The sequence below is a fragment of the Streptomyces sp. TAA204 genome (genome assembly GCF_000424965.1).
The window spans coordinates 456,371-481,106 of sequence record NZ_AUKW01000003.1; the positions used below are offsets into that span (position 1 = coordinate 456,371).

General features: G+C 74.0%; 11 protein-coding genes. 8 read left to right on the top strand and 3 right to left on the bottom strand.

The annotated features are described in order from the left end of the window. Window positions 1-34 precede the first annotated feature (34 nt). From solA to H343_RS29465, 3 genes are all read right to left on the bottom strand, one after another. Window positions 35-1,192, bottom strand: coding sequence for an N-methyl-L-tryptophan oxidase (gene solA / locus H343_RS0107550; protein ID WP_028430633.1), 1,158 nt, complete (start codon window positions 1,190-1,192; stop codon window positions 35-37). 63 nt (window positions 1,193-1,255) lie between these two features. After that, window positions 1,256-2,362 (bottom strand): LLM class flavin-dependent oxidoreductase, encoded by a 1,107-nt coding sequence (locus tag H343_RS29460; RefSeq protein ID WP_051264706.1) that lies wholly within the window; start codon window positions 2,360-2,362, stop codon window positions 1,256-1,258. Window positions 2,363-2,605: 243 nt separating this feature from the next. Next, window positions 2,606-2,950: a phosphopantetheine-binding protein gene (locus H343_RS29465; RefSeq protein WP_078505145.1), complete on the bottom strand. Its 345-nt coding sequence runs from the start codon at window positions 2,948-2,950 to the stop codon at window positions 2,606-2,608. 220 nt (window positions 2,951-3,170) lie between these two features. Here H343_RS29465 and H343_RS29470 point away from each other — a divergent pair, with 220 nt between their 5' ends. From H343_RS29470 to H343_RS0107600, 8 genes are all read left to right on the top strand, one after another. Further along, window positions 3,171-4,013, top strand: coding sequence for a response regulator transcription factor (locus H343_RS29470; protein WP_051264710.1), 843 nt, complete (start codon window positions 3,171-3,173; stop codon window positions 4,011-4,013). A gap of 163 nt (window positions 4,014-4,176) precedes the next feature. Further along, on the top strand, window positions 4,177-12,120 hold the full coding sequence (locus tag H343_RS0107570; protein WP_028430634.1) for a non-ribosomal peptide synthetase: 7,944 nt from the start codon (window positions 4,177-4,179) through the stop codon (window positions 12,118-12,120). Next, a complete protein-coding gene (locus H343_RS0107575) occupies window positions 12,117-19,265 on the top strand; it encodes a non-ribosomal peptide synthetase (protein WP_028430635.1) in 7,149 nt (2,382 codons plus the stop codon). Before H343_RS0107570 ends, H343_RS0107575 begins: the two co-directional genes overlap by 4 nt. Before the next feature lie 20 nt (window positions 19,266-19,285). Next, entirely contained in the window at window positions 19,286-20,803 is a 1,518-nt protein-coding gene (locus tag H343_RS29475; protein ID WP_051264712.1) for an enoyl-CoA hydratase/isomerase family protein, read from the top strand. Continuing rightward, window positions 20,800-21,885: a pyruvate dehydrogenase (acetyl-transferring) E1 component subunit alpha gene (gene pdhA / locus H343_RS0107585; RefSeq protein WP_028430636.1), complete on the top strand. Its 1,086-nt coding sequence runs from the start codon at window positions 20,800-20,802 to the stop codon at window positions 21,883-21,885. Before H343_RS29475 ends, pdhA begins: the two co-directional genes overlap by 4 nt. 20 nt (window positions 21,886-21,905) lie before the next feature. Next, window positions 21,906-22,877 (top strand): alpha-ketoacid dehydrogenase subunit beta, encoded by a 972-nt coding sequence (locus H343_RS0107590; protein ID WP_051264792.1) that lies wholly within the window; start codon window positions 21,906-21,908, stop codon window positions 22,875-22,877. Between the two features lie 118 nt (window positions 22,878-22,995). After that, window positions 22,996-23,211, top strand: coding sequence for an MbtH family NRPS accessory protein (locus H343_RS0107595; protein WP_028430638.1), 216 nt, complete (start codon window positions 22,996-22,998; stop codon window positions 23,209-23,211). Next, window positions 23,211-24,608, top strand: a complete 1,398-nt coding sequence (locus H343_RS0107600) for an aminotransferase-like domain-containing protein (RefSeq protein ID WP_078505150.1) — start codon at window positions 23,211-23,213, stop codon at window positions 24,606-24,608. Before H343_RS0107595 ends, H343_RS0107600 begins: the two co-directional genes overlap by 1 nt. The last annotated feature ends 128 nt before the right edge of the window (window positions 24,609-24,736 follow it).

The window sequence follows — 24,736 nt, forward strand, 5'->3', positions numbered from 1 at the left end:
CGGGGATCGCTTCCTGCTCGGTGCGGCCGCGGCCTCAGAGGAACCGGTCGGGGTCGGCGAAGTCGAGCGGGAAGGCGGGCTCCTTGCCCTGGACGAGGTCGGCGGCCACCTCTCCGACGCCCGTGGCGTGCTTGAAGCCGTGGCTGCTGCAGCCGCCCGCCACCACGAGCCGCGGGCGGGAGCGCGGCCGTCCCAGCACGAACTGGGCATCGGGCGTGCGCGCGTAGACGTTGCCCGTCACCCGCGTCGGCAGCTCGCCGACGCCGGGCACCGCGTCCGCCAGCAGCTTCGTCAGCGCCGACCAGTCGGCGGGCGAGACCGAGCGGTCCATCGTCTCCGGGTCCACCACGCGGAAGTGCCGTCCGCCGTCCTCCAGGCCGAGCTTGACCTCCTCGCGGCCGGGCAGGGTGCCGTGGCCCCACAGGACGTCCCCGTTGTCCAACTCCCGCATGAAGACAGGGAGCTGCTCCAGCGAGAACCGCTCGTGCGCCGGCTGCGGCGTGAACCACGTCGTGGGCATCCGCACCACCTCCAGCGGCAGGCCCGGCACCAGCTGCGACAGCCACGGGCCGGCCGCGACGACCACCTGCCCCACGCGCAGCGGCCGCAGCGGCGTGTGCACGACCGCGCAGTCCGCCTCCCACTCGATCTGCGTCACGCGGGTGTCCGTGTGCACATGGGCGCCCGCGGCGCGCGCCGCGGCGACGGCGGCCTCGATCACGGCCTCGGGGAAGGCGAGTCCGCCGTCCGGCTCCAGCACTCCGGCATGGCCGTCGGGCAGCGCGGCGTGCGCGGGCACCCGTCGCCGCATCTCCGCCGGGTCGAGGACGTGCGGCTCCAGGCCGTGCTGCCGCGCGGACTCCAGGGCGCCGCCGACGAGCCTGCCGTCGCGCGGCCCGATCAGCATCGCCCCCGTGCGCGCCAGCAGCCGGGTGCCGGTCGCCTCCTCCAGGGCGCGGAACAGCTCGCGCGAGCGCTTGGCCAGCGGGACGAGACCGGCGTGCTCGGGGCAGGCGGTGCGCACCATGCGGCTCTCGCCGTGCGAGGAGCCGTGCACGTTGCCGAGCCCGTACCGTTCGAGGCCGATGACGTCGACGCCGCGGGATGCGAGCTGCCAGAGAGCGCTCGCGCCCCACGCCCCCAGCCCGACGACTGCCGCCTCCGCGTCCCAGCGCGTGTGTGTGCTGCCCATGTGCCCTCTCTCCGTAGTGCTCTTCGACGGGGCCCGCCGAAGGTGCGGTGGCCGGGGCGTGGTTCAGCCCGCGGCGTGCGTGCCCGGCGCCGTGGCGCTCGCCCCGTCCGTGCCGCCGGCGAAGGCCGGGGCGACCTCGGCGGCGAACAACCGCATGGACTCCTCGGCCCGTTCGAAGGGCATGTGGCCCGCGTTGAGCTGGAGGCTGAGGCAGATGTCGGAGCCGAACCAGCCGCGTATGTCGGCGATCTGCTCCCGAACGTCGGCGGGCGTGCCGGCGAGGACCTTGCGGTCGGCCAGCGCGCGGTCGAAGTCGTAGGCGCGCGCCTTCTCGGCGAACTTCTCGTAACCCGGGTACTGCTCCTGGTGGTTGCCGGCCCAGGCGGCGACCGCGTCCGCCATCCGCGAGACGTAGTTGGTCTCCTGCTCGCGGGCGTCGCCCAGCGCCGTGGCTCGGTCCTCGGCGACGTAGCAGCTGTACTTGACCTGGATGCGGCCCGGCCCGTCGTGGCCGGCCGCGGTACGGGCCTCGCGGTAGCCGCCGATCATCTCCTGCAGCCCCTCGCGCGACGTCACGGACGGCACCGCCTGCAGATGGTGGCCCGCGCGGCCGGCCGCCGCGCACGAGGCCGGGCTGGTGGCGCTGGCGACGAAGACGGGCGGGTGCGGCTGCTGGAGCGGGCGCGGATACCCGGTGAACGGGCCGAACTTGTGTATCTCGCCCTCGAAGACGACGTCCTCCTGCGTCCACAGCGCGATGCAGGCGGCGATGCCGTCGTCGAAGCGGGCCCGGCTCTCGGCCATGGGGACGCCGAACGCCTCGAACTCGTCGGGCAGGAAGGCCCGTCCGAAGCCGGCGTCCAGCCGGCCGTGCGAGAGATTGTCGAGCATCGCCAGCGACGCGGCGAGCTTCACGGGATGCGTGAAGGCCGCGATCACGGCGCCGGTCGCCAGCCGGATGCGATTGGTGCGCGCCGCGGCGGCGGACAGGAAGGCGACGGGGTCGGGGCTGTAGCCGCCGTAGGACGAGCCGTAGTGCTCGACCATCTGCACATGCTCGTAGCCGAGGGCCTCGGCCAGCTCCACCAGTCGCAGGCTCTCGTCGAAATAGACCTCGGCGCTCTTGCGCGCGGGATCCACGACCGGGAAAAAGCTCACTCCGAATTTCACGGCGCCTCAAGTGGGGTGTCGAAATGTATCGCAGGAGAAGCCGTATCGCATTCCTGGCGATGTCGCTGACGGCTGAACAGTAACCGGGACCGCCACCGCGGAAGAGAAATCACGACCCACGTCCTAACCATCCTCCAGCGGTCCTCGACCGGTTCTGTGGCGCCCGCACCCCGGGCAGCACAAAGCCCGTGACCGGAGCGCCGGCCACGGGCTTTGGAAAAGGAGCACGGAAAGGGGCGGGGACTAAGCGGAGGGCTCCGCGGCGGCCGCACGGGCGCCGGCCGTCGCGTCCGGACCGCCCGTCGCGGACGCCGTTCCGGGGCTGCGTTCGGAGATCAGCCGCCACCAGTCGCCCACGGTCGGCGCCTTGGACAGGTCGGCGAACTCCAGCTCGACGCCGTGCCGATGGCAGCGGCTGACGAACTGCATGATGCCGACTGAATGAAGTCCGTAGTCGATCAGGTCCTCGTCGTCGGCGGGCAGCCGGTCCGCGTCGAGCTCCATGCACTCGGCTATGAGCCGGCGCGTCGCCTCCTCCGTGAGCGGTTCCGGCACTTCGGTTCCGGTGCTTTTCTGTGTGGATTCCATGACCCGAGAAGATAACAGCAGCCGGCAACGACCAGGCCCGCGGCAAGTCCGATCCGAAGGTATTTCAACGCTCAACTCCCGCCCGCGGGCAGGCCCCGGTGGAATAACTTTGGCGATCCGCTTGAAAGGCGCTTGAGAACGACGCGGCGGTGTCCGTGCGCCCGGCTACGGTGCCCCTCGGCACGTCCTTGAACCGACCCGAGCGCACCCGGAGGCGACGATGAAGCGGGAATCTGAGAAGTCGCCGGCACCACTGGCCGGGACGGCAGCGCTGCGCGTGCTGCGCGGCGGTGGCGAGGAGCCGGTAACACGCACCAACCTGCCGATCGTCGACGAGTACGCGACGGCCGGGGCGACAGGCGAGGCGGAGCCCGTGCGGGTCTTCCTGCTCGGGCCCGACGCGCTGGCACGGGCCGGTCTGCGGGCGCTCCTGCTGCCGGACTCCGGGACGGCCGTCGTGGGCGAGGGCGAGCCCGGGCCTTGGGCGCTGGCCGCCGTCCACAACCTGTGCCCCGAAGTGGTCGTGGTGCACGGCGTGTGCGACGAGGCGAGCATCGCGGAGCTGGCGTGGCAGGTCGGCGAGCATGTGCCGCTGCTGACCGTCGGGGACCGCCACCCGGGGCCGGAGACGGCGCCGTCGCTGTGCGCGCGGCTGCCCGGCTCGGTGCGGCCGCCCGAACTGGCGGCCGCCGCACGCCTCGTGGCGGCCGGCTACCGGCTGGATCGGCGCGGCCGCCACGGGGCGGCGCCCGGAACGGCACCCGGAACGGCACCCGGGACGGAAGGCCGCCCGGAGCCCGTCGCGGGCTCGGCATCCGGCGTCTCCGGCGTCTCCGCCGTCGACCCGCGGTCGCTGACGGGACGCGAGCGCGAGGTCCTGGCGCTCATCGCGGGCGGCCTGTCCAACGCGGAGATAGCGGGCGAGCTGACGCTCTCCGAGTACACCGTCAAGTCGCACGTGCAGAACCTGCTGCGCAAGCTGCGCGTCCGCAACCGGCTGCACGCCGTCATCTACGCGTTCGAGACGGGCCTGCGCCGGCCGGACCCCGGCACGGGCCAGTGACCGCACGCACGAACGCACTTGCGCCCACCGCGTCAGCCACCGGTCAGCAGCCCGTCAAGCCCGCGGCAGACCATGCCCGGAGCCTGGCCGGTCCCGTGCCCGTGCGCGCCTGCGCCCGTCGACGGGCCGTACGAGAGCGGACGCTCGGACAAGAGGGGAAGACATGCCTGTTCCTGACGAGGTGTCACTGGAACTCACCGACGCCCAGCTCGGAGTCTGGTTCGCCCAGGCACGCGACCCGCTCGACCCCGCCTTCAACACGGGCGAACACATCGATCTGCACGGCCCGTTGGACGCCGACCGCTTCGAGTCGGCCCTGCGCAGCGCCGTCGCCGCCACGGACGCCATGCGGCTGTGCTTCCACGTGCGGCAGGACGGGCAGGTGCGCCAGAGCGTCGTGCCCGCCGACCGGCTCGACTGGACGCTGCACCGCATCGACGTGAGCCACGAGCCGGACCCGGAGGCAGCCACCGCCGAACTCGCCCGGCGCCGGCTCGACACCCCGATGCGCCCCGCGGACGAGGCGCCTCTCTTCTCGCAGATGCTCTTCACCCTGGGGCCTGACCGGCACAGATGGTTCCAGGGCGTCCACCACCTGCTGCTCGACGGCTACGGCATACGGCTGTTCGCCGCGCGGGTCGCCGCGGCCTACAACGGCGCGGCCGAGGAGGACCACGCGGGCGAACTCGGCGTCCTGGTCGAGGCGGACCGCGCCTACCGCGACTCCGCCGGCCGCCAGGCCGACCGTGCGCACTGGCTGGCCGCCTGCGCCGACGGGCTCGAACCGGGCGGCCACGCCGAGCTGTTGCCCGCCCCGCCCGCCGCCACTTCCGCCACCCCGCCCTCCGATGGCCGGCGGGCTCCGCTGCGCCGCACCGCCTTCCTGCCCCCGTCCGTGCAGCGGGGCCTGGCCGCGCTGGCGCGGACCTCCGAGACGGGGTGGCCGGCGGTCGTGCTGGCCGCCGTGGCCCTGTACACGCAGCGGCTCTCGGGCGCGGACGAGGCCGTCGTCGGCCTCGCCGTGACGGCGCGGCGCAGCGGCGCAGCCCGCCGCACCCCCGCCTCGCTGGCCAACGTGCTGCCCCTGCGCGTCGCGTCGCGGCCGGAGGCGACGGCGACGGAGCTGGTCGCCCGGGTGCGGGACGCGCTCACGCCCGTGCTGCGGCACCAGGCGTACCCGCAGGCCGAACTCCGCGGCGAGCTGGGCCGGTTGACCGACGGCAGCCCGTTCTGCCCGGTCACCGCCAACGTCATGCCCTTCGACCGCTCGCTGGACTTCGAGGGCCTGCGTGCGGAGATACACCCCGTCGCCACCGGCCCCGTCGAGGGCTGGAAGTTCTCGGTGTACGAGCAGCCGGACGGCGCCGGCCTGCGCGTGGACCTGGAGGCGGACCCGCGGCTGTTCGGCGGGGACGGCCCGCGGTCCGCGACGGCGCACCTCGACCGCTTCACGGCGCTGCTGGAAGGCCTGGCCGGCGCGGACGCGGCCCTGCCGACCGGGCGCCTGGCCGTACTCGGCCGCGGCGAGCAGGAGCTGGCGGACTCACCGGCCGCCGAGAGGACCCCCGTGCCGGCGCCTTCCGCCGCCTCGCTGCCGCACGTGCTGTTCGAGGCGCAGGCCGCCCGCACCCCGGACGCGGTCGCCGTGGTCGACGGGGACCGCGTCCTGAACTACGCGGAGCTCAACGCCCGCGCGAACCGGCTGGCCCACCTGCTGATCGCCCGCGGCGCCGGACCCGAGCGGACCGTGGCCCTCGCACTGCCCCGCACCGCCGACCTCGTCGTCGCCGTGCTCGCCGTCGCCAAGTCCGGTGCCGCCTACCTGCCGATGGACCCGGACTACCCCGCCGAACGTCTCGCCTTCATGCTGCGGGACACCCGTCCGCACGCCCTGGTGACCTGCACGGACGTGGCACTGCCGGGACCGGAGCTGCCCGGCGGCACGGAACACGTGCTGCTGGACCGGGAACCGGAGGCCGGCTTCCCCGACACCGACCCCGGCGTCGCGGTGCGCCCCGAGCATCCCGCGTACGTCATCTACACCTCGGGCTCGACGGGCGCCCCCAAGGGCGTCGTCGTCCCGCACGGCAACGTGGCGCGGCTGTTCACGTCCGCCGGCCGCGCCTTCGAGTTCGGCGCCGACGACGTGTGGACCCTCTTCCACTCCTACGCCTTCGACTTCTCCGTCTGGGAGCTGTGGGGGCCGTTGCTGCACGGCGGCCGGCTCGTCGTCGTGCCCTACACGGTCAGCCGCTCGCCCCTGGCCTTCCTGGACCTGCTGGCACGCGAACGCGTCACCGTGCTCAGCCAGACCCCGTCCGCCTTCTACCAGTTGACCGACGCCGACCTGGAGCGTGCGCTGCCCGCCGGTGAACTCGCCCTGCGGCACGTGGTGTTCGGCGGCGAGGCGCTGGACGCGGCACGGCTGGCCGGCTGGTACGAGCGGCACGGCGACGACGCGCCGGTGCTCAGCAATATGTACGGGATCACCGAGACCACCGTGCACGTCACGCACCGAGCGCTCACCGCCGCCGACGCCGTGCCGGGCGCCCCGGCCTCCGTCGGCCGCCCCCTGGACGACCTGCGCTGCTACGTGCTGGACAGTGCGCTGCGGCCGATGCCGCACGGACACGTCGGCGAACTGTACGTCTCCGGCGCGGGGCTGGCCCGCGGCTACCAGGGGCGGCCGGGCCTGACGGCGGAGCGGTTCGTGGCCGATCCGTACGGAGCCGAGGGCACCCGCATGTACCGCACGGGCGACCTGGTGCGCAGGCTGCCCGACGGGTCGCTGGAGTACGCCGGACGCGCCGACCAGCAGGTGAAGATCCGCGGCTTCCGCATCGAACTCGGCGAGATCGAGGCCGCGTTGGCCGCACACCCCGGCGTCGCCGAGGCAGCCGTCGCGGTGCGCGAGGACCGGCCGGGGGACCGGCGGCTGGCCGCGTACGCGGTGCCGGCGTCCGGGCAGCGGACTGCACCCGAGGAGTGGCGCCGGCACCTGGCGGACGCGCTGCCCCCGCACTGCGTGCCCGCGGCCGTCGTGCCGCTGGAGCGGCTGCCGCTCACCGCGAACGGGAAGCTCGACCGTGCGGCGCTGCCGGCACCGGCCGCGGCAGTAGTGGAGTCCGCCGTACCGGCCGCCGCGGAGGGCTCCGTGACGGAAGACGCCAGCGAGCCGCACCTCGGCAGCCCCCTTCAGGGACTGCTGCGCGACCTGTTCGCCCGCGTGCTCGGCGTGCCCGAAGTGGGCCCCGGCGACGACTTCTTCACCCTCGGTGGCCACTCGCTGCTGGCCAACCGGCTGGTCTCGGCCGCGCGCGTCGAGTTCGGCGCCGAGCTCACCTTCCAGGACCTCTTCGAGCACCCCACTCCCGCCGCGCTGGCCGACGTCACGCGGCGTGGCGAGGCACGTCCGCCGCTGCGGCGGGAGCCCCCGGGCGCGTCCGACGTCCCGGAAGAGCCCGTCATGTCGCCTGCCCAGCAGCGCATGTGGGTGCTGCGCGAGATCGAGGGACCGGCCCCCACCTACAACCTGCCCGTCGGCCTGCGGCTGACCGGCCCCGTCGACAGCGCTGCGCTGGGCGCCGCCGTGCGCGACGTGGCCGCCCGGCACGAGGTGCTGCGCACGGTCTACGAGCGGGCGGCCGACGGCGTGCGGCCCCGCGTCCTCGATCCCGAGGAGGCCGCACCGCAGCTGACGGAGGTGCGCTCGACCGAGGAGGAGCTGCCCGCGGCGCTGACCGGCGCGGCCCGCGAGCCGTTCGAGCTGAGCGACGAAATACCGCTGCGGGCACGGCTGTTCACGCTGGACAGCGGTGACCGTGTGCTGCTGCTCCTGCTGCACCACATCGCCGGCGACGGCTGGTCGCTGCGCCCCCTGCTCGGCGATCTGTCCACCGCCTACGCGGCGCGCTTGCGCGGCGAGGCGCCGCGGTTCGAGCCGCTGTCCGTGCAGTACGGCGACGCGGCGAAGTGGCAGCGGGCCGTGCTCGGCGACGAGAGCGATCCGCACAGCGTCGCCGGCCGCCAACTCGACTACTGGGCCGGGGCGTTGTCCGGCGTCCCCGAGCAGACCAAGCTGCCCTTCGACCATGTGCGCCCGCCCACGGCCCGGCACCGCGCCGGCTCCGTGCCGCTGCGCATCGACGAGGAGCTGCACGGGCGGCTCGACGACTTGGCCCGCGCCAACGGCGCCACCGTGTACATGGTGCTCCAGGCGGCGCTGGCGGCCCTGCTGACGCGGCTCGGCGCCGGCGACGACGTCCCCATCGGCTGCCCCGCCGCGGGCCGTTCCGACCCGGCCATGGACGACCTGGTGGGCTTCTTCGTCAATCCCGTCGTGCTGCGCGCCGACACCGGCGGCGACCCGTCCTTCCCGGAGCTGCTGGAGCGCGTGCGCCGCTCCGCGCTGGCCGCCTACGCCAACCAGGACGTCCCTTTCGACCGCGTCGTCGAGCGGCTGCGCCCCGCACGCATCGCCGGCAGCCACCCGCTGTTCCAAGTCGTGCTCTCCTACCAGGACTTCGAGGCCCGCCCGCACCTGGAGGGGCTCCAGGTGCGCTTCGAGAAGGTTGAGTTGGGCGTCGCCAAGTTCGACCTGACGTTCAACCTCGTTGACCACCGCGACTCCGGCGTCCTCAACGGGATCGACGGCGACCTGGAGTACGACCGCGACCTGTTCACCGGCGACACGGCGCACGGCCTCGTCCAGCGCCTGGTGGCGCTGCTGCGCGCCGTGACCGAGCGTCCCGAACTGCCCATCGGCCGGTTCGAGCTGATCACCGACGACGAGCGCCGGCGGCTGGCCGCGTGGAACGACACCGCCAATCCGCTGCCGCACGCCGACATGGCCGAACGGTTCCGGGACCAGGCCAGGCGCACGCCCGGCGCGGTGGCCGTCGTCGCCGGGGGCACCGAGCTCAGCTACGCCCAACTGGACGCCCGGACAGACGAGTTGGCGTCCCTGCTCGCCGAGCTGGGCATCCGCCGCGAGTCCCCGGTGGCGGTGCTGCAGGAGCGCTCGTCCGACCTCGTCATCTCGCTGCTGGCCGTGCTCAAGGCCGGCGGCTACTACGTCCCGCTCAACACCCGCTATCCGGCCTCCCGGATGCGCCTCATCGTGGAGGACGTGGGCGCGCGGGTGCTGCTCACCGACAGCGCCGTCGACGCCGAGTACCGCTGCGCGGAGTGGGCTGGCGACGCCGAGGTGGTCGTCGTCGACGCCCTCCCGTCCGGCGGGGGAGCGCGGGGCGAGGGGCGTACGGGCGTAGCCAACCACCCAGCTCAGCTCGCGTACGTGATGTACACCTCCGGCTCCACCGGCACGCCCAAGGGCGTCGCCATCACGCACCGCGACATGATCACCCTTGCCTACGACCGTTGCTGGGAGACCGGCAACCACCGGCGGGTGCTGCTGCACTCCCCGTACTCCTTCGACACCTCGCAGTACGAGCTGTGGGTCCCGCTGCTGTCGGGCGGCACGGTCGTCGTCGCGCCGCCCGGCGATCTGGACACCGCGGCCCTGCGCAACTCCATCGAGCAGGAGAGGATCACGGGACTCTGGCTCACCTCGGGCCTGTTCAACCTGCTGGCCGAGGAGGACCCCCGCTGCTTCCGCGACGTCGGCGAGGTGTGGACCGGAGGCGACGTGGTCTCGCCGGCCGCCGTCGACCGCGTCCTGTCCGCATCGCCCGACACGATGGTGGTCGACGGCTACGGGCCGACGGAGGCCACGACCTTCACCACCCACCACTTCATGCGCGCCCCGTGGACGCCGCTGCCGACGGTGCCCATCGGCAGCCCGCTGGACAACACCACGTGCCACGTGCTCGACGACGCGCTGCGGCCCGTGCCGCCCGGAGTCGTGGGCGAGCTCTACATCGGCGGCGGCCGGCTGGCCCGCGGCTACCTCGGCCGTCCGGCGGCGACCGCGGAACGCTTCGTCGCTGACCCGTTCGCCGGCGAGCCCGGCGGGCGGCTGTACCGGACGGGCGACCTCGTGCGGCGGCGCACCGACGGAATCCTGGAGTTCCTCGGGCGTGCCGACCACCAGGTGCAGGTGCGCGGCTTCCGCGTCGAACTCGGCGAGATCGAGTCGGCGCTGACGGGCCATCCCGCCGTCGCGCAGAGCGCCGTCGTGGCCCGCGAGGACCGGCCCGGCGAGCGGCGCATCGTCGGCTACGTGGTGCCCGCCGCGGGCGGCACCGCCGACCCGGACGAGCTGCGCCGCCACGTCGTCGGCGCCCTGCCCGACTACATGGTGCCCGCGGCCGTCGTGCCGCTGGAGCGGCTGCCGCTCACCCCGAACGGCAAGCTCGACCGCCGGGCCCTGCCGGCGCCCGTCTTCGCATCCACCGGCGGGCAACGGGCGCCGCGCACGGAGTCCGAACGGCTGCTGGGGTCCCTCTTCGCCGGCGTGCTGGGCCGCGAGGAGACAGGCATCGACGACAGCTTCTTCGACCTCGGCGGCGACAGCATCATGGCGATCCAGTTGGTCGGCAAGGCGCGGCAGGCCGGGCTCGCGGTGTCGGCCGCCCAGATCTTCGAGCACAAGACCGTCGCGGCCCTCGCCGCGGTCGCCTCCGCCGTCCCCGTCGACCAGCCCGCGCGCCCCGCCGAGGCGTCCGGCGAGGAGGGGTCCGGGGAGGTGCCCGTCACCCCGATGATGCGGTGGCTGCGCGAACGGGGCGGCGACGTCGACGGCTTCAGCCAGACCATGCTCGTGGAGGTTCCGGCGGAGCTGGGCACCGAGCGGCTGGCCACCGCGCTGGCGGCGCTGGCCGACCAGCACGACGTGCTGCGGGCGACGTTCACCGACGACGGCGGCCGGTGGCGGATGCACGTGGCTGCTCCCGGCAGCGTCGAGCCCGCCGGCTGGGTGCGCCGCGTCGACGCCGCCGGCCTCGACGCCGAGCAGCTGCGCTCCCTCGTCGTCGCGGAGGCCGCCGCCGCGCGCGAGCGTCTTGACCCCTGGTCCGGCGTGCTGGCGCAGGCCGTCTGGTGCGACGCCGGAGCCGAGGAGGCGGGACGGCTGCTGCTGACGGTGCACCACCTCGCCGTGGACGCAGTCTCGTGGCGGATCCTGCTGCCGGACCTGGCCGCCGCCTGGGAGGCCGCGGCGGTCGGACGCCCGCAGCTGCCGCCGCCGACGACGCCCTTCCGCGCGTGGGCGCGGCACCTGCTCGCCGAGTCCGCCCGCCCGGAACGCGTGGCCGAACTCCCGCTGTGGACCGGAATGTTGACACCGCCTGCCGCCCCCGTCACCAGCCGCCCCCTCGACCCGCGGACGGACACCGCCGGCACGGTCGCCCGGCTGACGACGGCGCTCGACACGCAGACCACCGAGGCCGTACTCACCACCGTGCCCGCGCTGTTCCACGCCAAGGTCGACGAGGTGCTGCTGACCGCGTTCGTGCTGGCTGTCGCCGACTGGCGGCGCGACCGGGGGCTCGGCCACTCCCCGGCGGTCCTCCTGGATCTGGAGGGCCACGGCAGGGAGAGCGGCGACGGCCACGACCTCAGCCGCAGCGTCGGCTGGTTCACCAGCATGTACCCGGTGCGGCTCGACCCGGGCACCGTGGACAGGGCGGACGCGCTGGCCGGCGGTCCCGCAGCCGGGCAGGCCGTCAAGCAGGTCAAGGAGCAGCTGCGTGCCGTGCCGGACGGCGGCCTCGGCTACGGGCTGCTGCGCCACCTCAACGAGGAGACGGGCCCGCAGCTCGCTCAACTGCCCGCGCCCGCCCTGGGCTTCAACTATCTGGGCCGGTTCCAGGAGGCCGCGGGCGGCCGGTGGACCGCCGCACCCGACCTCGAAGGACTCGCCGGGGACAGCGGCCTGCCGCCGGTGCACGCACTCGACGTCGACGCCCACACCCTCGACGGACCGGACGGCCCCCGCCTCACCGTCACCTTCAGCAGGGCGGCCCGGCTGCTCGACGAGGAGGCCGTAAGCGCCCTGGCGCAGGCCTGGTTCGGCGTCCTGCGCGGCCTCGTCGGGTACGCCGAACGCCCGGGCGCCGGCGGCCGTACGCCCTCCGACCTGTCCCTCGTGGCGATGAACCAGGACCAGATCGACCGACTCGAAGCCATGTGGAAGGTGTCCCGATGACACGGAACGGCCTGACCGACGTACTGCCACTCGCCCCCCTCCAGGAGGGGCTGCTCTTCCAGGTGCGCTTCGACGAGGACGGCACGGACCCGTACAACGTGCAGCTGAACCTGGAGCTGCGCGGCCCCGTCGACGCGGCCGGCCTGCGCGCCTCCGCCGGTGCCCTGCTGCGCCGCCACCCCAACCTGCGCGCCGGCTTCTGGCAGGACGACCTGGAACACCCCGTGCAGTTCATCCCGGAAGAGGTGCAGCCGCCGTACGCGGAGCTGGACCTCAGCGGATGCGGAGAGGCCGAACGGGCGCGGCGGCTGGAGGCGTTCCTGGCCGAGGACCGCGCCCGGCGGTTCGACACGGGCCGCCCGCCGCTGCTGCGGATGAGCCTCGTCGCGCTCGGGCACGAACACCACCGGCTCGTCCTGACGACCCACCATCTGCTGCTCGACGGCTGGTCGATGCCGCTGCTGATCAGCGAGCTGTTCGCGCTGTACGAGCGGGGAGGCGACGACGCCGGCCTGCCCGCCGCACCCCCCTACCGCAGCTACCTCGCCTGGCTCGCCGGCTGCGACCGCGACGCCGCACGGGCCGCCTGGAGCGGCCACCTCGCCGGACTGGAGGAGCCCACCCTCGTCTCGCCCGCGGAACGCGGATCGGCCCGACCCGGCACCCTGCCCGAGCAGTTGTGGCACACGCTGGACGAGCGCACCTCTGCGGCCGTCACCGCCCGCGCACGCGAGCGGAACCTCACCCTGAACACCGTCGTGCAGGGCGCCTGGGCGCTGCTGCTCGGCCAGCTCACCGGCCGTGACGACGTGGTGTTCGGCGCGACCGTGGCGAACCGGCCGCCGGAGATCCCCGGCATCGACTCCACGATCGGCATGTTCATCAACACCCTGCCGGTACGGGTGCGCACCGACCCCGCCGAGCCGCTGGCCGCGCTCCTGGACCGGGCGCAGCGGGAGCAGTCCGCCCTGATCGAGTACCGCCACATGCCGCTGCACGAGGTGCAGAGCGCCTCCGGACACAGCGAACTCTTCGACACCGTCGTGGTGTTCGAGAACTATCCGCTCGACCCTGCGGTGCTCAGCGCCGAGGCGCGCGGCATGCGCCTGGCGAACCTGGAGGTCGGGGACGCCACGCACTACCCGCTGAGCCTGCTCGTGATCCCCGGGCAGGAGTTCCGCTTCCGGCTCGACCACCGCACCGGAGTGCTCGGGCACGAGGCCGCACTGGCGCTGCTCGGGCGGCTCGAACGCCTGCTGGCCCTCTTCGCCGAGGACCCCGAGCGGCTCGTCGGCCGCATCGGCCTCCTCGGCCCGGAGGAACGCGACCGGGTCCTGCTGGAGAGGAACGCCGCGGCGGGCGGCGCATCCGCTGACGGGGCCTCGTCCTCCGGCCCGTCCACGCTGCCCGCGCTGTTCGAGGCGCAGGTGGCGCGCACCCCGGACGGCGTCGCCCTGGAGCACGCGGGCCGGCAGCTGACCTACGCCCAACTCAACGCGCGCGCGAACCAGTTGGCGCGCCTGCTCGTCGCGCGCGGCGCCGGCCCCGAGCGGACGGTGGCGCTGCGCCTGCCGCGCTCCCTCGACCTCTACGCGGCCCTGATCGCGGTGCTCAAGTCGGGCGCCGCCTACCTGCCCGTCGACCCCGCCTACCCGGCCGAGCGCATCGCCTTCATGCTGGACGACGTCCGTCCCGTGTGCACCGTGGACGAGGCGCTGCTGGCGGAGGACCTGTCGCCGTACGCCGACGCCGACCTGACCGACAGCGACCGGCTCGCCGCGCTCACCCCCGAGCACCCCGCGTACACCGTCTTCACCTCCGGTTCCACCGGCAGGCCCAAGGCCGTCGTGATGACGGGCGGCGTGCTGACGCGGTTGCTGGCCTGGCACCAGCGGGAGATACCCGGCGGAGCGGGCACGAGGGTCGCGCAGTTCGCCTCGCTGAGCTTCGACGTGGCGGCGCAGGAGATCCTCTCGGCGTTCCTCTACGGCCGGACGCTCGCCGTGCCCGACGAGGACGTGCGGCGCAGCGCCGACGGCCTGGCCGCCTGGCTGGAGGAGCAGCGCGTCAACGAGCTCCACGCCCCCAGCCTCGTCCTGGAGTCGCTGGCCGAGGCGGCCGTCGAGGCGGGCCGCACCCTGCCGGATCTGCGCCACCTCGTGCAGGCCGGCGAGGCGCTGAACCCGGGCGCGTCCCTGCGGGAGCTGTGCGCCCCCGGCCGCGACCGGCGGCTGCACAACCACTACGGACCGGCCGAGACCCATGTGGTGACCGGCGGCGTGCTGCCCGCCGACCCCGCCGAGTGGCCCGCCTCGGCGCCGATCGGGGAGCCGGTCGACGGCACCAGGGCGTACGTGCTGGACGGCTGCCTGCGCCCGGTGCCCGAGGGCGTCGCCGGCGAGCTCTACATCGCGGGGACCCAGCTCGCCCGTGGCTATGCGGGGCGTGCGGGGTTGTCTGCGGGGCGGTTTGTGGCGGATGTGTTTGCCGGGCTGTTCGGTGAGTCGGGTGGGCGGATGTACCGGACGGGGGATGTGGCGCGGTGGCTGGCGGACGGTGGGCTGGAGTTTGTGGGGCGTGCCGATGATCAGGTGAAGGTGCGGGGTTTCCGTGTCGAGCCGGGTGAGGTCGAGCGGGTGGTGGGTTGGCTGCCCGGGGTGGCCCGTGTGGCGGTGGTGGTCGTCGAGGACCGGCCGGGGGACCGGCGGTTGGTGGCGTACGTCGTGGGTACCGCCGATTCCGTGCTGGATGTGGGGGTGTTGCGGGAGGGGGCCTCGCGGTGGTTGCCGGGGTTCATGGTGCCTTCGGCGTTCGTGGTGGTGGATTCGCTGCCGTTGACGGCGAACGGGAAGCTGGATCGTGCGGCGTTGCCGGTCCCTGGTGGCGTCGTGTCGTGGCGGGGTGCGCGGTCGCCTGTTGAGGAGTTGCTGTGCGGGCTGTTCGCTGAGGTTCTGGGTGTCGAGCGTGTGGGGATCGATGAGGGCTTCTTCGATCTGGGTGGGCATTCGCTGCTGGCGACGCGGTTGATCAGTCGTGTGCGGTCGGTGGTGGGTGTGGAGTTGTCGGTGCGTGAGCTGTTCGAGCAGCCGACGGTCGCGGGCTTGGCGGGTTTGCTGGGGGGTGCGCGGGGTGCGCGTCCGGCGCTGGGCCGGCAGGAGCGTCCCGAGCGGGTGCCGCTGTCGTTCGCGCAGAGCCGCCTCTGGTTCCTCAACAGGCTGAACGGACCGGACCACGGGTACAATCTGCCCGTCGCGCTGCGGCTGACCGGCGATCTCGACGTGGCGGCGCTGTCGGCGGCGCTGGGCGATGTGACCGCGCGGCACGAGAGCCTGCGGACGGTCTTCCCGGCGCACGACGGGGTGCCCTACCAGCAGGTCCTGGCGCCCGAACAGGCCGCGCCCGAGCTGGAGTTGCGCACGACGACCGAGGAGCGGCTGCCCGGCGAACTCGCCGAGGCCGCACGCCGCGGCTTCGACCTGCCCGGCGAAACGCCGCTGCGCACCACGCTCTTCGCAACGGCCCCGGACGAGCACGTACTGCTCCTGCTGCTGCACCACATCGCGGCCGACGGCTGGTCGCTCGCCGCCCTGGGCCGCGACCTGACCACCGCCTACACCGCCCGCCTGAGCGGCGAGGCGTGTGCGTGGGAGGCGCTGCCGGTGCAGTACGCCGACTACGCCCTGTGGCAACGGGAGCTGCTCGCCGAGCAGGAGCAGCCGGGCAGCCTCGCGCACGCCCAGCTCCAGTACTGGCGGCAGGCCCTGGCCGGCATCCCCGAGGAGCTGGCGCTTCCCCTCGACAGTCCGCGCCCCGCCGTGGCCGGCACCCGTGGCGACAGCGTGCTGCGCACCCTGCCCGCCGAACTGCACCGCGCCCTGCTGTCGTTGGCCCGCGACAACGGCGCCAGCCTGTTCATGGTCCTCCAGGCCGGGCTGGCGGCGCTGCTCAAGCGCGCCGGCGCCGGCAGCGACATACCCGTCGGCACCCCGGTCGCCGGACGCACCGACGACGCACTCGACGAACTCGTCGGCCTCTTCATCAACACCCTGGTGCTGCGCACCGACGTCTCCGGCGACCCGACCTTCCGCGAACTGCTGGGCAGGGCACGGGAGTCGGCGCTCAACGCGTACGCGCACCAGGACCTGCCGTTCGAGAAGCTCGTCGAGGACCTCAGCCCGGAGCGCTCGCTCTCCCGGCACCCCCTGTTCCAGGTGCTGCTGGCCCTGCAGAACACCCCCGAGGCGGAGCTCGGGCTGCCCGGCGTCACGGCGCGGCCCCAGGCGCTGGACCTCGGCGCGGCCAAGTTCGACCTGACCTTCAACATGGTCGAGCGGCACACCGGCGGCGGCGAGCCCGACGGCGTCTCGATGATGCTGGAGTACCGCACCGACCTCTTCGAACGGCGCACGGCCGACGCACTCGCCGACCGGCTGCTGCGGCTCCTCACGCACGCCGCCGAGGACCCGGACCGGCCCATCGCGCTGCTGCCCGTCCTGGACGAGGCCGAGCAGGCCCGGGTCGTGGCCGAATGGAACGCCACCGGCGACGTGGCGCGTCCCGACGGCTCGCTCACCGCGCTGTTCGCCGAGCAGACCGCCCGCCGGCCCGCCGCGGTCGCCGTCAGCGGCGGCGAACAGCAGCTGAGCTACCGGGAGTTGGACGCCCGCGCCAACCGGCTCGCGCACCGGCTGATCGAGGAGGGCGTGCGGGTGGAGACCCCCGTCGCCGTGCTGCTGGACCGCTCCGCCGAGCTGGTGGTCGCCACCCTCGCCGTGCTCAAGGCGGGCGGCGTCTACGTGCCGCTGCACAGCAGTCACCCGCCGGAGCGCATGCGCGGCACCGTCGCGGAGAGCGGGGCGCGGCTCCTGCTCACCGACGAGGCCTCCCGCGGGCGGCTCCCCGAGCCCGGGGTGCCGGTGCTGACCGTGGCCGCCGGCCCCCAGGACGCGAGCACCGAGGACGCCTCCGCGGCGCACGCCCCCGAGGTGACGATCCATCCCGATCAGCTCGCCTACGTGATGTTCACCTCCGGCTCGACCGGAGCCCCGAAGGGCATCGGCATCACCCACCGCGACGCCGTCGAACTCGCCGTCGATCGCTGCTGGGAGCCCGGCCCCGAGGCCCGGGTGCTGATGCACTCCCCGTACGCGTTCGACATCTCCACCTACGAGCTGTGGAGCCCGCTGCTGACGGGCGGCCGGATCGTGCTGGCACCGCCGGGCGACCTGGACGCCGGAACGCTGCGGCGGGTCGTGACCGGCGAGAGCGTCACGTCGCTGCTGCTGACGGCCGGCCTGTTCGGGGTGATCGCGGACGAGGCGCCCGACGTGTTCACCGGCGTGCCCCAGGTGTGGACCGGCGGCGACGTGGTCTCCGCGACCGCCGTGCGCAGCGTCTTGCGGCACTGCCCCGGCACCGTCGTGAAGGTGCTCTACGGCCCGACCGAGACGACGCTGGGCTGCACCTGGGACAGGTTCAGCAGCCCGGAGGAGGTGCCGGCGAGCGTGCCCATCGGGCGCCCGCTGGACCACACGAGGGCGTATGTGCTGGACGAGCGGCTCCAGCCCGTGCCGCCCGGCGTGCCCGGCGAACTGCACATCGCGGGCGCCGGGTTGGCACGCGGCTACCGCGGCCGGCCGGGGATGACGGCCGAGCGCTTCACCGCCGACCCGTTCGCCGCGCTTTTCGGCGAGCCGGGCGGGCGGATGTACCGGACCGGCGACGTCGCCCGCTGGACGCACGACGGACGCCTCGACTTCCTCGGCCGCAACGACGACCAGGTGAAGATCCGCGGCTTCCGCATCGAGCCCGGCGAGGTGGAGTCCGCGCTCGCCGCCGAGCCCTCGGTGACCAGGGCGGCCGTGGTGGCCCGCACCTCGCGGGACGGCGGCACGGCCCTGGTGGCCTACGTCGTGCCCGACGGCGGTGGCGAACTCGACGCCGCGTCGCTGCGCGAGAGCCTGGAGCAGCAACTGCCCGAGTACATGGTGCCGTCGGCCTTCGTCGGCCTGGAGACGCTGCCGCTCACGCCCAACGGCAAGCTGGACCGCGCGGCCCTGCCGGAGCCCGCATGGGCCGAGGCGGAGGCGCGGCGCGCACCCCGGACTCCTCGCGAGGAGCTGCTGTGCGCGCTCTTCGCGGAGGTGCTGGGCGTCGAACGCGTCGGAATCGACGACGGGTTCTTCGACCTGGGCGGCCACTCGATGCTGGCGACCCGGCTGGTGGCCCGCGTCAGGTCGGTGCTGGGCGCCGACCTGCCGGTGCGTGCGCTCTTCGAGGCACCCACAGTGGCGGCCCTCGCCTCCCGCCTGTCCGGTGACGGCACCGGCGGGGAAGCGGCCGAAGGCAACCCGCTCGGCGTGCTGTTGACGCTGCGCGGTCGCGGCGAGCTGCCGCCGACCTTCTGCGTCCACCCCGCCGGCGGCCTCGGCTGGATCTACTCGGGGCTGCTGCGCCATCTGCACCCCGGCCAGCCCGTCCACGTCCTCCAGGCGCGCGGGCTCGACACCGAGGAGCCGCTGCCCGCCGATCCGGAGGAGATGGTGCGGGACTACGCGGACCAGATCCGCAAGGCCGTCCCGCAGGGCCCGTATCAGCTGCTCGGCTGGTCCTTCGGCGGGCTCGTGGCGCACTCGGTGGCGGCACGGCTCCAGGCCGAGGGCGCCGAAGTCTCCCTGCTGACCATGCTCGACGCCTACCCCGACACCTACGACGAGGACTACGGGCAGGTGGGGGAGCCGGAGGTGCTGGCGATCCTGCTGAGCGCCGCCCGCGTCGACCCCGCCGAGCTGGGGCCCGGGCCGCTGCGGCGGGAGCAGGTGCTGGAGCGGCTGCGGACGTCGGGCACCGCGCTGGCGGGCCTGGACGAGGACGGCGTGAGCCGCATGGTCGCCGTCTTCCTCAACAACACGCGCCTGCTGCGGGACTTCACGCCGCCCCGGTTCGACGGCGACGTGTTGTTCTTCGGCGCCGCCGTCGACCGGGACCCCGCTCTGACACCGGACCTGTGGCGCCCGTACGTCGCGGGCCGCCTCGAGGAGCGCCTGTTGGAGACGGACCACGCGGGCATGGCGCGGCCGGAGGCGCTCGCCGAGGTGGGCCGCGTACTGGCGGCGCGAGCCGGCAGCCGGTCTGCGGCGCGATGAGGGCCCCGGGGAACGTCCCGATGAACGGCGAAACCACCGCACCCACGCACACCAGCCAACGCCGGCCGGCACTCCAGCCGACACCGACCGGCTCGTCCGCGATCGGAGCCACCGTCGTGCCGTCATTCCAGACCCTCGACTCCACACCCGCGACCGCCCACTCAAGCGCCCCCGCGGTCACCGCACACCCGGCCGAACTCCCGCAGCTGACAGGGGAGTTCGACGCCGATCTGCTGCTGGTGGGCCCGCGGCTGCGGGAACTCGACGAGGCCGTGGAGGCGCTGCCGCCGCCCACTGGGCGCACCTCGGCGGAGCACCGCGCCGCCGACGCCCTGCACGGGGAGGCGCGCTCGCTGCGGCGCCGCTTCCTCACCCACCACGCGGGCCGGCTCTACGCCGAGCTGACCGACGGCTTCACCCGGCGGCCCCGCCTCGCCGAGGTCGCCCGGCTGGCCGCCGACCGCTACCCGGGACTGGCGCCCGCCCCGCGGCTGCTCGCCCTCGACGCCGGGCAGGAGCAGCGGCACAAGGAAGGCTGGGAGGTGGACCTGGGGCTGCTGTTCCACTTCGTGCTGGACGATCCGGCGGCCGGCGGCCACCTGCTGCGTTCGATGCTGCGGCCCTGCCCGAGGGCGCTGGAGGAGCTGCCCGCCTTCCGCAGCACGGGACGGGCGGACCTGACGCTGGCGACCGTCACCCGCGAGGACGGCGTCGCGCAGCTGGAGCTGCGCAACGACGACTACCTCAACGCCGAGGACGACGAGGCTGTCGAGGCGCTGGAGACCGGCACCGACCTGGTGCTGCTCGACGCGCACAGCCACGTCGGCGTGCTGCGCGGCGGCGTCATGACGCACCCCGCCTACCGGGGCCGCCGGGTGTTCAGCGCCGGCATCAACCTGACCCGCCTCTACCACGGCGGCATCTCCTTCCTGGGCTTCCTGCTGCGCCGCGAGGCCGGGTACATCGCCAAGTTCGTGCGCGGCCTGAACCTGGAGCCCGAGGCCGACGGCGCGGCGCAGGGCGACTGGTGGCCCGACGCGGACAAGCCGTGGCTGGGCGCCGTCGACACCTTCGCGGTCGGCGGCGGAATGCAGATACTGCCGACGATGGACCGTGTGGTCGCCGCCGACGACGCCTGGTTCAGCCTGCCGGCGATGGAGGAGGGCCTGGTGCCGGGGCTGGCCAACCTGCGGCTGACCAGGCTCATGGGTGCGCGGGCGGCCCGGCGGTTCGTGCTGGGCGGGCACGTGATGCGGGCCGACTCCCCGGAGGCGGCGGCGTTCTGCGACGAGACCGTGCCCGCGGACGCGGTGGACGAGGCCGTCGCGCGGGCGGCCCGGCAGCTGGACAACCCGGCAGTCGCCGCCAACCGCAGGATGCTCAACCTCGGCGACGAGCCGTGGGACGTCTTCCGGCGCTATCTCGCCAAGTACGCGCTGGAGCAGGCGTACCGGCTGCACAGCAGCGACCTGATCGGCAACCTGGAGCGCACCTGGGTCAGCCGGAACGAGCGGCGCCGGGAGGGCGGACGGTCATGACCGTGCTGGATCTCGACCGACCCGCCGGCCGCGCGGACACCTACGAGAGCGCACCCGGCGCCCCGCCCGGCACCGACCAGCTGCCGTCCGCCGGGGAGCAGTTGCTGATGTACCGGGCGCTGGTGGCGGCCCGCGCGTTCAACGAGCAGGCCACCACCTTCAGCCGGCAGGGCCGGCTCGCCGTCTACCCCTCCTCGCGCGGCCAGGAGGCCAGCCAGGTCGGCTCGGCGCTCGCCGTGCGGGCGGAGGACTGGATCTTCCCGACGTACCGGGACAGCGCCGCGCTCGTCACCCGCGGCGTCGACCCCGTCGAGGTACTCGCCCTGTTCCGCGGCGACCAGCACTGCGGCTACGACCCGGCGGCCGTGCGCGCCGCACCCCAGTGCACGCCGCTGGCGACCCAGTGCCCGCACGCCGTCGGGCTCGCCGACGCGGCCCGGATGCACGGTGATCCCGTCGTCGCCCTGGTCTACCTCGGCGACGGTGCCACCAGCGAGGGCGACTTCCACGAGGCCCTCAACTACGCGGCCGTGCGCCGCGCCCCCGCCGTCTTCTTCGTGCAGAACAACCAGTACGCGATCAGCGTGCCGCTCGCCAAGCAGACAGCAGCCGGCGCGCTCGCCGACAAGGCCGCCGGCTACGGCGCCGCCGGCGTCCGCGTCGACGGCAACGACGTGCTCGCGGTGTACGGAGCGGTGCGGCGGGCCGCCGAGCGGGCGCGGGCCGGCCACGGGCCGACCCTCGTCGAGGCGCTCACCTACCGCCTCGACCCGCACACGAACGCTGACGACGACACCCGCTACCGGACGCCGGAGGAGGTCGGGGACTGGGCGGAACGCGACCCCGTCGACCGGTTCCGGCGCCGCCTCCTCGACGACGGCACCCTTTCGGGCGCGGACGTCGAGGAGGCCGCCGAGCACGCCGAGCGGTTCACCGCCGCGCTGCGCGAGCGGATCTCTGCACGTCCGGTGCGCGATCCGCGGGAGATCTTCCAGCACGTCTACAGCCGCACCCCAGCGCATCTGCGGGAGCAGGCGGCCCTTCTGGAAAGCGAACTCGCCGCCACCGAGGGGCAGTTGTGAGCGGCGCGGCCGGCATCACGATGGTGGGTGCGCTGAACGCCGCGCTGCGCGACTGCCTGCGTGCCGATCCCAGGACGGTGCTCTTCGGCGAGGACGTCGGCGCGCTCGGCGGCGTCTTCCGCGTCACCGACGGGCTGGCGGAGGAGTTCGGCGAGGACCGCTGCTTCGACACCCCGCTCGCCGAGTCGGCGATCCTCGGCACCGCGATCGGCATGGCGATGTACGGCTACCGGCCCGTCGTGGAGATGCAGTTCGACGCGTTCGCCTACCCCGCGTTCGAGCAACTCGTCAGCCACGTAGCGAAGTTGCGCAACCGCACCCGCGGGGCGCTGACGCTGCCGCTCACCGTGCGCATCCCGTACGGCGGCGGCATCGGCGGCGTCGAGCACCACAGCGACTCCTCCGAGATCTACTACATGGCCACTCCCGGGCTGACCGTCGTCACCCCGTCGACCGTGCGGGACGCCTACTCGCTGCTGTACCGGTCGGTGTTCTCGCCCGACCCCGTGGTCTTCCTGGAGCCCAAGCGGCTGTACTGGCACAAGCAGGACGCCGAACTGCCCGCCGACACGGAAGAGTTCGGTCGCGCCGCGGTGCGCCGCCGCGGCACCGACGCGACGCTGGTCGCCTACGGGCCCGCCGCCGGCACCGCGCTGCAAGCAGCCGGCGCCGCGGCCGAACACGGCTGGGACCTGGAGGTCGTCGACCTGCGCACGCTGATGCCGCTGGACGAGGAGACGGTGTGCGACAGCGTGCGGCGCACCGGACGCGCGGTCGTCGTGCACGAGGCGCACGGCTTCGCAGGCCCGGGAGCGGAGATCGCCGCGCGGATCACGGAGCGCTGCTTCTACCACCTGGAGGCCCCCGTCCGCCGCGTCACGGGCTTCGACGTGCCCTATCCGGCGCCGCTGCTGGAAGAGCACTACCTGCCGGGCGTAGGGCGGATCCTGGACGCCGTGGCGTCGCTCGAATGGGAGGCGCAGCCGACCTGAGCGCCGGACCGCTGCTCTTCCCTGCCCGGCGTCAGCTCCGCGTCAGCCCGGTAGCAGCGGCCGCCCGCACGCTGGCAAACGAGAGGCGAGCCAGCCGACGCACCGTCAAAGGAGCATCATGACCAACCCCTTCGAGGACCCCGACGGCAGATTCCTCGTGCTGGTCAACGACGAGCACCAGTACTCGCTCTGGCCGTCCTTCGCCGACGTGCCCGCCGGCTGGACAGTGGCCGTGCAGGAGACCGACAGGGAGACCGCCCTGGCGCGGGTCGAGGAGCTGTGGACGGACATGCGCCCCAAGAGCCTCGCCGACGCCATGGACGGGGCGGCCTGATGAATCCGCGGTCCGAGGCCACCGGCGGAGTCCTCGACGCGCCGCCGGAGGCCCGGTCCGAGACACCGTCCGAGGCTTGGTCCGAGACACCGTCCGAGGCCCGGTCCGAGGACACGACCCGCGCCCTGCTGCGCACCGCGGATCTGCACGCCTCCCTCTCCGACCCGGCCCTGACCTCGATGACGCTCCTCAACGACGTCAACGGGCGCTACCCGGACGCGGTCTCGTTCGCGGCGGGCCGGCCGTACGAGGGCCACTTCGCACCGGACGCGCTCCACCGCCACCTGGACACCTTCATCGGCCATCTGCGCCGGGAACGCGGCCTCACCGAGGAGCAGGTCTCGCGCGAGCTCTACCAGTACGGCGGCACCAAGGGCACCATCGCCGACCTGGTGGGCCGGCAACTGGCCGTCGACGAGGGCCTGACACCCGAGCCCGGCTCCGTGGTGGTCACGACCGGCTGCCAGGAGGCCATGGTCCTCGTGCTGCGGGCACTGCGCCGGGACGCGCGGGACGTGGTCTTCGCCCCGTCCCCGACGTACGTGGGATTCACCGGCGCCGCGCGCCTCGTCGAGATGGAGGTGCGCCCCGTACCGGAGGGACCCGGCGGCATGGACCCCGCGGACCTCGCCGCCGCCGTGCGCGCCGCCAGGGCGGAAGGGCTCAACCCCCGGGCGTGCTACGTGATTCCGGACTTCGCCAATCCGACGGGCGCGGTGCTGCCCGTGGCGAGCCGGGAGAAGCTGCTGCGGGTGGCCGAGCAGGAGGACCTGCTGCTGCTGGAGGACAACCCCTACTCGATGTTCCACGGAGGAGGGCCCCGGCCGCCCGCGCTGAAGTCGCTGGACACCGCCCGGCGGGTGGTGCACATCGGCTCCTTCGCGAAGACCGCCTATCCCGGCGCCCGCGTCGGCTACATCGTCGCAGACCAGCCCGTCGCCGAGGGCGGCCTGCTCGCCGACCGGCTCGCCATGCTGAAGAGCATGCTGACGCTCAACACCTCTGCGGTCTCGCAGGCGGTCATCGGCGGCATGCTGCTGGAGCACGGCTGCAGCATGGAGCGGGCCAGCGCGCCGGCGGCCGAGGCGTACCGGCGCAACCTCGGTGCGCTGCTCGGCGCGCTGCGCGAGAACTTCCCCGGACCCGACGCGCCTGCCAGCTGGAACACCCCCGCCGGCGGCCTGTTCGCCGTCCTCACCGTCGGCTTCGCCGCCGACGATGCGGCGCTGGAGGACTCCGCGGCGCGGTTCGGTGTGCTGTGGACGCCGATGCACCACTTCTACGCCGGCGAGGGCGGCCTCAACCAACTGCGGCTCTCCTTCAGCGTCCTGGAGCCGGACGAGATCAGGGACGGGCTCGCCCGTCTCGCCGCGTTCGTCGCCGACCGCACGCCCTGACCCGAATGCATGTGGCTCCGGCCGCCACTGGCAGGGCTTGCCGGGCCGCCGTACGACGCGGGTGCCGCGGGCGTCCGCGCGGCCGGTATCAGCGGCGCGTCAGCGCTGTGCGGGTGCCGCCACGGAGG

Coding starts and splice junctions, on each gene's coding strand:
- solA (WP_028430633.1), bottom strand. CDS start 1,192: ATGGGCAGCACACACACGCGCTGGGACGCGGAGGCGGCAGTCGTCGGG.
- H343_RS29465 (WP_078505145.1), bottom strand. CDS start 2,950: ATGGAATCCACACAGAAAAGCACCGGAACCGAAGTGCCGGAACCGCTC.
- H343_RS29470 (WP_051264710.1), top strand. CDS start 3,171: ATGAAGCGGGAATCTGAGAAGTCGCCGGCACCACTGGCCGGGACGGCA.
- H343_RS0107570 (WP_028430634.1), top strand. CDS start 4,177: ATGCCTGTTCCTGACGAGGTGTCACTGGAACTCACCGACGCCCAGCTC.
- H343_RS0107575 (WP_028430635.1), top strand. CDS start 12,117: ATGACACGGAACGGCCTGACCGACGTACTGCCACTCGCCCCCCTCCAG.
- H343_RS29475 (WP_051264712.1), top strand. CDS start 19,286: ATGAACGGCGAAACCACCGCACCCACGCACACCAGCCAACGCCGGCCG.
- pdhA (WP_028430636.1), top strand. CDS start 20,800: ATGACCGTGCTGGATCTCGACCGACCCGCCGGCCGCGCGGACACCTAC.
- H343_RS0107590 (WP_051264792.1), top strand. CDS start 21,906: ATGGTGGGTGCGCTGAACGCCGCGCTGCGCGACTGCCTGCGTGCCGAT.
- H343_RS0107595 (WP_028430638.1), top strand. CDS start 22,996: ATGACCAACCCCTTCGAGGACCCCGACGGCAGATTCCTCGTGCTGGTC.
- H343_RS0107600 (WP_078505150.1), top strand. CDS start 23,211: ATGAATCCGCGGTCCGAGGCCACCGGCGGAGTCCTCGACGCGCCGCCG.